The sequence below is a fragment of the Acinetobacter sp. BD54 genome (assembly GCF_044778325.1).
Classification (GTDB): Bacteria; Pseudomonadota; Gammaproteobacteria; order Pseudomonadales; family Moraxellaceae; genus Acinetobacter; species Acinetobacter baumannii.
Genome location: NZ_JANJEP010000025.1, coordinates 1 through 13,949, shown reverse-complemented (window position 1 = coordinate 13,949; position 13,949 = coordinate 1). Strand labels below are relative to the sequence as shown.

Sequence of the window (13,949 nt, the reverse complement as noted above, 5' to 3'; positions counted from 1 at the left end):
CACGATTAATGAGAGCTCGGTTATATGAAGACCAATTGGTTGTGCGATAAATTTTAGGTGTCGACTTATTCATTTGAAAATTATATTGTGGAATAAGCCTTTAGAGATAGGTTTGTGCAACAAAGCCCCCTAGATCTGTCATGAGTTCATAAATTTCATTACACGATAAAAAAGTCATTTCACTTAACCTACATATCATTTTGAGGTATTTCTAACGAATCAAGAAACAAAATTCTAATGAAGAAACAGCGATACTATAAAAATAAAATTAGCTGCGATGGAAGGCTACTCTAAGTCGATATAAAAATTAAGCTTCTGTTGCGTACGAGAACCTTATTTTTAGTAATCTATTTTTGCATCACGCCAAAGCCATAATCATAAGACCAAGTAGGCACTTCATCTCTATTGTAAGGTGTTAAAGATATACGGCAGCCTTGCTCATTGGCAATTTGGTACTCATAACAGTAATCTTTCATTTGTTGTGGATCGAGAGCTAACCATGCTTGTGGCTTAGCAGGAATTTCTTCGAACTTCACTTGGTCCCATACCAAACCATATTTTGGATATTTTAAAGCTTTAGTCGCTTTTTCATCAAAACCATAAACTTGTTTTTTAACAATCAAGCTATTAGTCCACTCAAACATATAGGTTTCTTGATAGTTACGTTCTCGTAAAGGCGTTAAATTATAAATATTCTCTGTCATGATACTTGCATCTACATCCGACCGAGAAAATAACTGCTCCCCTTGATCGTTAAAATAGCTTTTACAAAAATTCTTGATTTGCTCATCATCTAACTTAGCAAATAGACAACCCACTTGGTCAAAACGCAATCGAGCATTAACGATTAATTGAGATTGATGATCCCACGGCAAAAGCTCTTTTAAATCTTGAGATGAATAAGTTGATGTTACCGATAAACCATATCCTTCATAGCCAGGGTATATAAATACAGGGCGACGCTGTTTACTTTGTTGTTTAAGTTTTTCAATATCACGTTGTTCACAATAACGATAATTCCATTGTGGAATCATAATATTGGGTTGCTGTACTTTTTCTAACCGATGACGATTAACACGACCCGCTGTTTGTACAATTGACTGCACACTTGATGCATCAATAATCGCCCAATCGAAATCATGATCTCGCCCGACTTCTTCCACTGGTGTTGCAATCACAATAAATGGAATATTTAGAGAATTAGATTTTTGAATGAGGTCAATGATTTCATCATCTTGCTCGATCTGCTCATTACCAGTTTTTCTTTTTTTACCGTCTTTATGACGTGTTAAAAGCTGATCTAAACGTTGCTCTTTATAAAATCTTGAAATAAGCCAGTCATTTGCATGATAACAAGCTACTTTTGCCTCAGGTAAATGATCTGATAGAAATTGGGCAAGTCGAATTGCATGTTTAATATTGGCAACCCGTATAAGTCCTAAAGAAATTTTCTTTTCGGTCTTTTTAAAAGTCCATGCATGCTCTTGATGAAGTTGCTTTACTCCTTCCAATACCGACTGTTTCCACGATAAAACTGTAGTTTCAGGTAACGAAAGCAACTGAGCCAGTCGATGGGTAGGCTTAGAAAGCAAGTGAACTTGTAAATTATCTAAATGTTTTTGGTAGTTTGTATTAAATTCTGATTTTTGATTTGATCTTTCTAACCAGACCTGTGGTTTAAGCTCATTATCAATAATCGCGATGATTGATTTTTTCTCGGCACCATAAAGGGCTGCCCGCATTTGCATACCCGACTCAAAAGCCCGATGAATTGTTTTGGCAACTGTAAGTGATAAGGTTGCCGACGAACAAATAACGTTTCGACCATACATTGCCGCTAACTGGACTAAGCGTAAAACAGCAATCAATGCCTTAGGTTCATAGCCATCAACTTCATCTAAAATCAAGTCGCTACTCATCACTCTAAGTAATGCCTTAACGTGATGTCCTTGTCTATGTGGTTCACCCGCTGCAATCAGATAATCAATGGTTGAAACTAATAATGGCGAAGCAAGAATGGTCGTTTCTTTTTGATCTAAAACTTTACGTCCATTTTTTTCAACCGTAAATAATGGATGTAACCATTCAGGTAAATCGCAGTCCTCACCCCAAGCATCAAAAATAGGTTCTGGATGATTTTCATCTTCATCAACAAACTCAATTTTCTCTTTACTTTGATCGAATAAAGTCTGAGTAACAGTATCACCAATAATCACGGCGATTTCATCATCCGATAGATTCATTGACGTTTTAAGTGCATGCCCAGTCTGCAAAGTTAGAGAACGCAAATTAAGCGCAATCGCTAGTCTTGGGTCATCTGGTCGTAAAGTACAAGCGGCGCGCAAATTCATGCGGGTTTTACCACTTCCAGTCCCTGCAATATTGTATACGAGTGCTGGTGTTTCAGGATGCTTCTGTATATTTTTTTGCAATGCATTTGCTGCAATATTTTGCCATTGGAAACGCGGGTGAGTTGTTGGCTGGCAAATATATTCAACTGTTTGCTCAGATAGACCAGATAAACTCAAATCAGTCATCATTTGAACTGCGATTCGTGAAGCCCGATCACCCACTTGGTGTAAATGCCATTCTAGTGGCTGGTCCTGTAATTTTGCTTTCTTGTCTGAACCTATAATTTTAAGCTTTGTATTTGCAAATAACGATACATTTTCAGGTTTTTGCAAAGAATATTGTTGTGCCGAGACAATATGATCGGCATGAATCAGAGCTGCTCGTGAATGCAATGCCAAGGCTTTCCAATATAAAAGCTGGTCTGTTTTTTGTTGTGGTACTAATGCAGTTAAACGCTGCATACGTTTTTGATGGCTTTTAAAAGTAGAGTTTGGCAACTCACCTGCACACGTAAGTTGCTCACGACTTGGAACTAGTGTGCGAACATGATTTTCATAGTGAGGTAACGAATCGAAAGGTGGTTTGTCCTTACCATTACCATTAGGCTCAACACCTAATAAGCCATGATGCGTAACAACTAAATAATCGACTGCTTCTAACTCGTTTTGGATTCCCTGTTCAATTTCTTGTCGATCACCTAAAGTAAATTTCTCTAAACCTTTACCTAAATTCTTCCAAGCCAGCTGCCAGTCCCATCCATTTTTTCTTAGTTGTTGTAATAGTTTTAAAGACAGCCATTCATGTCGAATATCATCTCTAATTTTTTGCCCTGCCATTTCTGGATTTAATTTTTTCTGAAAATGTTGGGATGCCTTACCAATATCATGCATGTCCCCTGCTGCACCCGCCAACAAGCTACTTGCTTTGACCCATTCATCTAGCATCAATAACTTTTGCTGTTTCTTGGTCGATGCAACTGGATATGCACCGTCATGGGCAAATTTATGTCTTGCTCCTACAACCCATGCAAGCTTCATTCTTCGCACACCAAAATTAATGTAAGCGGCCACCGCAGTTTGTCGGGTGGCTACTTTTTTTAATGCACTACGAATTTCTTTTAAGCCGTCCATTGTCATTGGTGCTTGCCAAGACGAATATCCTGTACGAATAGCATAGCTATCCAAAATCGCTCGAGTTTTCTTTAAAGCTCTTTTTTCACAAGCCGAGATGAGAATGACATGCATAATTTATTGTTAAAGTTTAAATATCATAAAAATATAATCTTTTGTTTTAAAAAGAGAAAGTTTTTATCAGCTTAATACAACCTTTTAACGACAAAATACGTCGTCTTAAATTTTGAATCATCTAAGCGATGAGAAACAGTAAAAACGCGGCTTCACTGGTTCAAGATAATTTCTAAATCAACTGAGCGATGATAAAATTCGATTGGATTCGATGAGCCTCTTTGAATGTTTTCTAAATCATCTATACGGTGAACAACCTGTGGCTTGAATCCATCGCCATTCGGTGAAATTTCTAAATCATCTATGCGATGAACAACGCAAATAAGCTTATAGAATCAGTCTATCGAATTTTCTAAATCATCTATGCGATGAATAACCTTCATTACTGGGCAAAGACTTCACAATTGAATTTCTAAATCATCTATGCGATGAACAACTCTGGTGTCGCGCCTAGCTCGTCAACGATCTGTTTCTAAATCATCTATGCGATGAACAACGCTCCTTTTAAGGGGCTTTTTTTGCTTAAATTTCTAAATCATCTATGCGATGAACAACCAGTAAATTTAGGTACGGCACCGACTGGCGCATTTCTAAATCATCTATGCGATGAACAACTGCTTATATCGAGAATGGTCGGGAAGTTTGGGTTTCTAAATCATCTATGCGATGAATAACCAATGAAACCAGAACAGTTTATTCGTGAGTTTTTTCTAAATCATCTGGGCGATGAATAACTTCACTTTCTTTTTAGAATCAAATACACGATATTTCTAAACCATCTATGCGATGAATAACAAAGACTCAATAATCATCAAGCCGAAGGGCTATTTCTAAATCATCTGTATGATGAGCAACAAACCTAATGGCCGTGACACCTATAAGATTATTTTCTAAATCATCTAAGCGATGATAGATACATAAAAATTAATAATAACTATTAATTTCTCAACCATCTCAGTTGATGGATTAAGCATTTAGTATAACTCTTAATTGAAATCAGTAAAGTATATCCCTTAATAGTTATATATATATTTTATTTGACTTACATATTAAAACTATATATTTTGAATACTAAACGAACATAAAAAAGCAGATACTTAGCCGTCGAAAACTTCATATCTGCTTTTGTCCGTTTCCAAAGCTCTATAACTTAAAGAAGGACTATCCAAATGATAGCACAACATTTTAAACTTTTGTCTCATACTGCTATACAGCAAAGCGTAGGTCTACTTTCAATCATTATGATTTGTGAGGAGTAAAATCTATGTCTAAATTCATTATCAATCAAAATGTTCAAGCAAATGGCGATTATGAAGTTCACAACCTAACAACAGGTTGCTCATTCATGCCATATCCTCAAAACAGAGTAGATTTAGGTGAGCATTTGAATTGCTTTAGCGCAGTTTTAGCAGCAAGAAGAAGATGGCCTAATGCTCGAATCAACGGATGTTATTACTGCTGTAATGCATGTCATACCAGCTAGAACTCTATTTAAAGCCGATATTTATGAATAAGGTCAGCTTTATTTAAATTAATTACCAGTCACTTTAATGTTCAAAACACTTGGCGACAATTTATGACGCCAAGTGTTTCTTCAATACTTTCATTTTTCAAATAATGTGTTAAAAATTGGCTAGATAACAAAAACGGGGAAGATAATGCCTGAACCACAAACTGATATTTTTATAAACGCTTTAGAAGAATCGGTACACTTTAGTTTAAAGACGATTAATTCCAATATTGAAAAAGGTGGAATTCGTTTAAGTAAACAACAAGCACTTGATTTACCCTATCTCAGTGCTCGAACTTTATTAAATGAAGACTTCCTTATTCCAACCGATTATCAGGCAAATGCAGGTAAAACGGCTTCTATTTTTAAAGTCGTAAAAGCGGCCATGATTAATGATGATATCAGTTCAGAAGAAGCTGAGTTTCAACAACAAGTGGAACAGCTCAAGCCATCCATTTCATCTATTTTTAATGAGCCGTATCAAGCAGGTACAGAAAACATTGATATACGTATGCGCCAGCTTTTAATTCCAAAAAATGGTGAATACGTTTCAGTTAGCCCACTTACTGCTGCTGGCGTAAATTATCTGGTGAACCAAGAAGTTGATGCTGTAAATGAATTACGCAAAGAAAAAGACAGTGAATTTAACCGCATTCAAACTGCTGTTTTTGGCATAGGCGGAGCCAATCCACAAAATGTGGGAAGCCTCGTTCGTTCAATGCAACGCCCTATTACAGTGGATGCTCCTCAAGCAAGTGAAAAAGTACGCCAAGCATTAGCGATTTTCTATAACGGATTTACGATACGTCTATCCCGCAAAATAAAACTGCTTAATGGAACTAAACGGGCAAAAGAAGCAATTAAAGAGTGGTCAGAAATTTTAAATCGCCAACTTATTATCACCGCGACGAATACCATTCAAAATTGGCATGACCTCGAGATTTTCGCTCCCTCTACCAATCGGGATGTTCGAGATCAGGAAGTTATTTTCCTGAATATCCTTGCTAAAGATGTATTAAGACAGGCGACTTTTCAAAAAAATATTTTAGAAGAGGCTGAATCAATTTTACCAAGTATGGAAGAAATTGAGCGTCCTTCATTCTGGGTTCATCCGAGCCTTTCGTTTGTTTTACAAGGTTTGATTGACCCAAAACTACGAGATGATCACTGGAGAATAAAGTTCTCAGATTATCTTGCTAGAAAAATCACCAATGAAACCTTTGATATAGAAATAAATAATGAAACTGTAACGATTAGCCTAGATAGCAATTCAGAAGGTTATATCGCCCGCCGCTTACGGGAGATTATTCGATGAGTCGTTATGTCGTTATTCCTCGTATGCGAGTACAAAATGCAAATATGCAAACTAATGGCTTCTTATTAGGTGGTGTGCCTTTGTTTGCAGCCAATATGTTTGCACATCATTTGGCAAGACAATTAGGCACTCAAGAAGAAGGCATTATTTATATTCATCATGACCAACAGCGTTTAGGTGGACAAGCCTATGGCCGCTTTACGCCTGCTCAACGTCGTGGTGCCGTGTTTATTGGTAAAAAGGACTATTCTTCTAAAAATAAATATGCGTTGTCTTTACAACCAACCGCATCTTGTCATTTAGAGTTTAGCCTTGTTATCAAATTTTCTAGCTCTCGGATTAGTCCAGAAAAACTAACAAACATACTTAAACGTAGCCGTTTTGCTGGTGGACAAATTATCGAGTTTTTAGAAATTACGACACATGCTGAAAATGAACTAGAAACAGCCCTAAAGAAAATCAAAACTGGATTTGCCATTTTAGATCGACAAGATTTGCTTATTGAATATCAGCAACGTAAACAAATTAATCGAGTTCAGGCATTTACCCAACTGTTGGCGTTAAAAGCAGATGCACTTAGAGCTTTCTTTAATGACCAAAATTTAAGTTGGATATCGGCAACTAATTTGGGTTATGCCCTACTTGAGCCACTCACAGACCAACGAGCTGGTATTCGCCAAGCACAAGATCAGGAAAATACAGCACACGCCTATGCAGAACCGCTTACCGGCATTATTCAGTATTTTTCTTTAGGTGAGATTCTAAAGAGAAATACTGAGGCTGAGGATGACACTTGGCATAACTTGCAAAAATTATTGTGGACCTACCACTGGCCGCAAGACGACATTTTTCTTTTAAAACAAAATTGCATCAATGCATAACTCACTTTTAAACATAAGGAATTTTTCACATGACAATTTTTAAGAAATTACCGGGCAGCCTTTCTTTACAACGCGGTACAGTGGTGAGTGATGGGGCTTTTTTTAATTTATTTGAAGATGGTAAACAAGAGCCGTTACATGTGATGTATCACGGAATTCGAGGGACTCAAAACGTAGCAGGTAATAAAGAAAAAGGTGCTGCAACAGGCAACTCTCTTGCTCGTGAAGTCACTAATATTCAGCTTACCGAATCTGCGAAATTACAACCTAAAGCTAAACTTTTGGTGAAATGGGACTTTCGTTTTATTGACTTGAGCTATGTACTGTTTGCAAGTGCGTCTAAAGCTGGCGCTGACAAAACCGAAGAATATAATTTCCGCCAAGCTTTCTTAAATTTTGTAAATCGTGCCAAAGAAAGCGATGGACTAAAAGAAGTTGTGCGTCGTTATGTACGTAATATTGTGAATGGCCGCTGGTTATGGCGTAACCGTATTGTCGCTGAAAGCATTACCATTCAGGTGACTGCTCAAGACTACCCTGAAATATTTAGCTTTGATGCTCTTTCTTATAACCTTAAAAGTTTTGATCAACCGTCTGAACAAGAACAAAAACTAGCAGAAATTTTGTTAAAAGGAATTACAGGTGAATCCACAAGTGCAGCACTACATATTGAAGCGATTGTTGACTTCGGAATGGGTGGTGTAGAAGTTTTCCCTTCTCAAAATTATTTAGAAGATAAACCAAAAGGTTTCTCTCGATCTCTGTATCAATTAACACCGAAAAAACCAGACCACCAAGCAAACGACAACCAATATCTGGGGCAAGCTGCTTTACGTGACCAAAAAATTGGAAATGCTCTAAGAACAATTGATACTTGGTATCCATTGTTTAAAGAAAACGATGAGAAACCAATTGCGGTAGAGCCTAACGGTGCAAACCTAGAAGGTCAGATTTTCTATCGCGTAGGTAAAGACAAAGTTTCTGCATTCGATATTTTAAAAGAAATTGATGAGCTTGATCCAAACAGCGAAAAAGGTATGTTCCTAATTGCTTGTTTAATTCGTGGTGGCGTGTACTCCGAGGGTGAATAATCATGGATGCCAATTACTATCTGGATATCCGTGTTCTTGAGTCATCAGACGATACGGATTTAAAACTTGGTCATATTCGTAATCAAATTTACACCGTGATTCATGGTGCTTTTCGGAAACTGCCTGCGCATTACGCTCTTGCACTAGAGATATCTGATAAATTGAAAGCGAAGCAGGAACAATTTGAAAAAAAACATGGTCGTTCGGCTAAACCTAACTTTGATATTTTGCGAATTTTTGCAGAAAAACAGGATGAGTTAGATGAGTTAATCGAGGCAATTAAAGGACACTGGAAAATTCGCGACTATACCGTTTTAGGTGCCGCAATTCCTGTTCCTACTGCCAAAATTTCTGGTTGGAAAAGTTATCGAAAGTTTCGTATTCCAACTCTGAAATCTGAACGTACTAAGCTTTCCCACCAAAATGAACCTTTAAGAGATAGACGCTTAAAAACGGCCAAAGGAATGCCCTTCTTTCAGGTGGTCAGTAGTACAGGTCATGGTTTTACAGTCATTATTGATGTTCAGGAGAGTGAAAACGCGGGATACGGACTGCCAGATAGCTACGGGCTTGCCCGTAAGGAAAGTCCTTTTGCCCTACCCGTCTTTTAAGGAAATATAATATGAGTCAACTCCGTCAAGAACGCAGCCGCCCACTTATGCTTTCAAAGCGTGCCTGCGTATTTTACCTAGAAAAAGTTCGTGTCGTTTTAAAAAATGATCGAATTGTTTACTTGACGGAGAACTCACAACCTGTGGAATATTTTTATAATATTCCAGAGAAAAACACCGCCTTTTTACTACTTGGCAAAGGCAGCTCATTAACAGATGCGGCTGCCAGACGTTTAGCGGAATCTAATGTCATGGTTGGGTTTTGCGGTTCTGGCGGTTCCCCTTTATTTTCATCATTAGACTTAACATTTTTAGCGCCCCAAAGTGAATATCGCCCTACTGAATATATGCAAATTTGGATGAGAGCATGGTTAGAAGATGATGCACGTTTACTGATGGCAAAAATATTATTACTTGAACGTATTGACCTCGTATCACAATCATGGAAGAAGAATTTTGATTTGATTCAATCGGGTATTTATATTGATGAAAATGCTTTAAATACGTTTAAACAAGATATTGATAGCTCCGAAAATCAACAAGAATTACTTGCAGCCGAAGGACGTTGGGCTAAAACGTTATACAAACAACTTGCTAAAGGCTTTGGAGTTGAGTTTATTCGGGATGAAGGAAAAAATTCTCACGACACTATTGCTGATATAGCCAACAGCTACCTCGATCATGGAAACTATATTGCCTATGGCTATGCAGCAGTTGCTTTAAATGGAATGGGAATTAGCTTTGCCCTCCCTATTTTGCACGGTAAAACACGTCGTGGAGGTCTAGTCTTTGACCTAGCTGATCTAGTTAAAGATGCTTTTGTAATGCCACTCGCTTTTACATGTGCAGCAAGAGGATTAAATCAAAAAGAATTCCGAATGCAGCTTATTGAAACATGCCAAGACCAAGATATTTTAGATTACATGTTTAGCTTCATTACTGACATATGTAGTAAAATCAAATAAAATCATACATTTAACCCAAGTACCTCATAACGAAGTATTTTCACTCATTAAAAACTTATATAATTGATTTTAAGAGTTTTGTTTTAACTTAACTCTAGTTCGTCATCGCCCAGATGATTTAGAAATAAAGGCGGTCATAGTGACCGCCCCATATCGTGTTCGTCATCGCCCAGATGATTTAGAAAAGCAGAATGTCTTGAGGCAGCCCGCGAAAATCGTTCGTCATCGCCCAGATGATTTAGAAATCTATAACAGCAGGTGAATAGCCCTGCCCCTTGTTCGTCATCGCCCAGATGATTTAGAAAAAGAAGAAAAAGGGGTTAAACCTGCCTACCCAGTTCGTCATCGCCCAGATGATTTAGAAATTCACATCTTTTCTTCTGCAACCATGGTAAAGGTTCGTCATCGCCCAGATGATTTAGAAATTCAAAAACGGCGTTTCTGCAATGATCGATGGGTTCGTCATCGCCCAGATGATTTAGAAAAAGGATAATCAGCACAACATCCGGTTTTAGATGTTCGTCATCGCCCAGATGATTTAGAAATATTGCGCCATCTGGGGCATGTTCTTTAATAAGTTCGTCATCGCCCAGATGATTTAGAAAAGAAACTCGTAGCCTTACCAGAAACCTTATCTGTTCGTCATCGCCCAGATGATTTAGAAAATCCCAGTTGTAAGGAGGATGATCATGGATTTGTTCGTCATCGCCCAGATGATTTAGAAACAAAGCCCAGTTTGATTACGTCAAGGTCGAGCGTTCGTCATCGCCCAGATGATTTAGAAAGGTAGTCATTTGTTCCAAGAAAAATGATTACAGTTCGTCATCGCCCAGATGATTTAGAAACCAGCCCGAACAAATGGCACAGCCGTTATTCCGTTCGTCATCGCCCAGATGATTTAGAAAATCAATCATTGCGGAAATCCCGTCTTTATAGGGTTCGTCATCGCCCAGATGATTTAGAAAAAATACTGAGTTGATTCCTTCGCTTATGACATGTTCGTCATCGCCCAGATGATTTAGAAATTAAAGCTGAAAAAGCATTATCAGATAATGCACGTTCGTCATCGCCCAGATGATTTAGAAATTTATCCGGTTATCGCGATGCAGTTTATGAGCGTTCGTCATCGCCCAGATGATTTAGAAATGATCCCTCAATGTCAGTCTCACGATAGCTAAGTTCGTCATCGCCCAGATGATTTAGAAAACTAACGGCTGAACTGGTGGTCGACTAAGCACGTTCGTCATCGCCCAGATGATTTAGAAAACTGTTGAACTGATTAGTGCATAACCGTCTGTGTTCGTCATCGCCCAGATGATTTAGAAATACGGGGGGAGTGTGGCGGGCGCAGTTTCGGCGTTCGTCATCGCCCAGATGATTTAGAAAACAAAGCTTGATGACATGGGAGCAACTGCAGCGTTCGTCATCGCCCAGATGATTTAGAAAACATGCGGTCCTCTGGTAAATCAATACCTGTGGTTCGTCATCGCCCAGATGATTTAGAAATTCATTGAGGTTATAAATATAACGAACTGTTTGTTCGTCATCGCCCAGATGATTTAGAAAAATACCACTATTCGATGAAAACGCCTAGCCAAGTTCGTCATCGCCCAGATGATTTAGAAACAAGCCAACCTTTCTCTAAAGATGTTTGGTTCGTTCGTCATCGCCCAGATGATTTAGAAAATCTGGACCGCTACCATGTGCGAAACTTGAAAGTTCGTCATCGCCCAGATGATTTAGAAATATCGGGCGCTTGTTCTTTTGAGGTGTCTCATGTTCGTCATCGCCCAGATGATTTAGAAAATGAGAGAGCGAATTTTTGCATTAGTCGATGTGTTCGTCATCGCCCAGATGATTTAGAAAAATATGCGACAGATCTAAAAACGCTTGAGGAAGTTACTCATCGCCCAGATGATTTAGAAAAGCAAAGTTTCAGGACAAAGTTATAGCGCAATGTTACTCATCGCCCAGATGATTTAGAAATAGCTGTAACTAGGGGCACACATTCATAGGAGGTTACTCATCGCCCAGATGATTTAGAAAACGATCATCATTCAGAGAATTTCTTAAACCTGGTTACTCATCGCCCAGATGATTTAGAAAAAAGCAGAAACAGCAGAACCCAGAATCTTTGTGTTACTCATCGCCCAGATGATTTAGAAATTTAGTTAGCCCAACAAGAAATTGATCAAGAAGTTCTTCATCGCATAGATGATTTAGAAATTTCTTTAATAGGTCTCTTTCATTGCCAATGAGTTCTTCATCGCATAGATGATTTAGAAATTGTATTGTTGCTGACTTAAACCAATTCTTACGTTCTTCATCGCATAGATGATTTAGAAACTTGAGAAATTCCATTCTCTTTGGGTACAGGTAGTTCTTCATCGCATAGATGATTTAGAAAACAATATAGATATGCTCAGCGTTTTGAACCGAGTTCTTCATCGCATAGATGATTTAGAAATTTGTAACCACCAGTTAAAGTATTGACTAAATGTTCTTCATCGCATAGATGATTTAGAAATTTGACAAAAAAAGTGTTTGGATGCTTTCGCCAGTTCTTCATCGCATAGATGATTTAGAAAATTGAGAATCCAGTAGGCCGAATAGAAAAGCTGTTCTTCATCGCATAGATGATTTAGAAATGTTTTGCTAATTTATCAATATCGATTTTCACGTTACTCATCGCATAGATGATTTAGAAAACAGGGGTCAAGTTCAGAAGATTTACGTTACAGTTGCTCATCGCCCAGATGATTTAGAAAGTCATAGTCCTTCTGAACACCAAATGTATAAGGTTTCTCATCGCCCAGATGATTTAGAAAGGTATTAGTGCGAATTGGCTTTTAGCCCACGCGTTCCTCATCGCGTAGATGATTTAGAAATTAAATGCTCAACTATTTCTGTAGCTAATGGAGTTGCTCATTGCACAGATGATTTAGAAATTCAAATGATTTAATGAGCTTGTAGCCATTTTGTTGCTCATCGCTTAGATGATTTAGAAAACGTCTTCTAATGATGGACTTTAATCCAATATATTGATCATCGCTCAGATGATTTAGAAAATCTCACTGAAGATATGACCATCACTTTCTTCGTCGCTCATCGCCCAGATGATTTAGAAAAAGCCATTTACTTTGATAAAGCGACACATAGCGTTCTTCATCGCATAGATGATTTAGAAAAGCTTCAACACGTGTGCTATTAGGCGGCAAAGGTTCTTCATCGCATAGATGATTTAGAAAATGAGCAAATTATCAATTGATCTATCTGCAAGGTTCTTCATCGCCCAGATGATTTAGAAATAGACGGTGTTACCTGTAGGCGGTGTCTACTGGTTTCTCATCGCCTAGATGATTTAGAAAATCGTTTGAATAATATGGACAATCCAGCCAATGTTCGTCATCGCTCAGATGATTTAGAAAGCAGCATCAAACGAGATATTGGCTAACATATTGTTGTTCATCACCCAGATGATTTAGCAACAAATAGTTTTAGCTATCTGAGCATTTAATTTGTTCGTCATCGCCTAGATGATTTAGAAATTCATCACGTAGCCTTTTACACGCATCTTGCGGTTCTTCATCGCATAGATGACTTAGAAATGTACGCTGAGTATTGATATTGACATTCAGGGCATTCAGAATTTGGCGCTCGTTCGTCATCGCCCAGATGATTTAGAAATATATATACTATTTTCTCCGTCATTTTCTTTTGTTTCTCATCGCCCAGATGATTTAAAAATGATAGTTCGGAGCATGTAAATCTCCAAAATGATTTATCATCGCACAGATGATTTAGGAAACCAGTTTGCTGAAAATCACCAATACGGTCTTGTTTCTCATCGTCCAGATGATTTAGAAAGATTCTATGAGCGTGACCATGACTCTATTTAAGTTGCTCATCGCCTAGATGATTTAGAAAATTATCCAGATAAAACCATATCTACAAAGTGGGTTCGTCATCGCATAGATGAT

The 13,949-nt window shown here is 37.9% G+C and carries 7 protein-coding genes and 2 CRISPR repeat arrays; of the genes, 6 read left to right on the top strand and 1 reads right to left on the bottom strand.

All coding sequences use genetic code 11. From position 1 onward, the window contains the following. Positions 1-347 precede the first annotated feature (347 nt). Positions 348-3,596 (bottom strand): type I-F CRISPR-associated helicase Cas3f, encoded by a 3,249-nt coding sequence (cas3f, locus tag NQ782_RS19925; RefSeq protein ID WP_057094156.1) that lies wholly within the window; start codon positions 3,594-3,596, stop codon positions 348-350. A 109-nt stretch (positions 3,597-3,705) separates the two neighbouring features. Then, a CRISPR array of direct repeats spans positions 3,706-4,560; the repeat unit is 28 nt; unit sequence TTTCTAAATCATCTATGCGATGAACAAC. Positions 4,561-4,860: 300 nt separating this feature from the next. Between cas3f and NQ782_RS19920 the strand changes: the two genes are divergently transcribed. The 6 genes from NQ782_RS19920 to cas1f all read left to right on the top strand — a co-directional run bounded on the left by NQ782_RS19920 (position 4,861) and on the right by cas1f (position 9,969). Continuing rightward, positions 4,861-5,079 carry a hypothetical protein gene (locus tag NQ782_RS19920; RefSeq protein WP_079745742.1) on the top strand — a complete coding sequence of 73 codons (219 nt, stop codon included), beginning with the start codon at positions 4,861-4,863 and terminating at the stop codon, positions 5,077-5,079. 175 nt (positions 5,080-5,254) lie between these two features. Then, a complete protein-coding gene (locus tag NQ782_RS19915; protein WP_057093280.1) occupies positions 5,255-6,421 on the top strand; it encodes a hypothetical protein in 1,167 nt (388 codons plus the stop codon). Then, the gene (gene csy2 / locus NQ782_RS19910) at positions 6,418-7,302 is read left to right on the top strand and encodes a type I-F CRISPR-associated protein Csy2 (protein ID WP_057093281.1); all 885 of its coding nucleotides are present in this window, start codon (positions 6,418-6,420) and stop codon (positions 7,300-7,302) included. Before NQ782_RS19915 ends, csy2 begins: the two co-directional genes overlap by 4 nt. A gap of 29 nt (positions 7,303-7,331) precedes the next feature. Continuing rightward, complete coding sequence (gene csy3, locus NQ782_RS19905; RefSeq protein ID WP_000151792.1) at positions 7,332-8,393, top strand: type I-F CRISPR-associated protein Csy3; 1,062 nt, start codon at positions 7,332-7,334, stop codon at positions 8,391-8,393. 2 nt (positions 8,394-8,395) lie between these two features. Then, positions 8,396-9,004, top strand: coding sequence for a type I-F CRISPR-associated endoribonuclease Cas6/Csy4 (locus tag NQ782_RS19900; protein WP_000339854.1), 609 nt, complete (start codon positions 8,396-8,398; stop codon positions 9,002-9,004). A gap of 11 nt (positions 9,005-9,015) precedes the next feature. Beyond that, positions 9,016-9,969, top strand: a complete 954-nt coding sequence (cas1f, locus tag NQ782_RS19895; RefSeq protein WP_057093282.1) for a type I-F CRISPR-associated endonuclease Cas1f — start codon at positions 9,016-9,018, stop codon at positions 9,967-9,969. Positions 9,970-10,066: 97 nt separating this feature from the next. Then, positions 10,067-13,896: direct repeats of the CRISPR family, unit length 23 nt; unit sequence TCATCGCCCAGATGATTTAGAAA. Positions 13,897-13,949 lie beyond the last annotated feature (53 nt).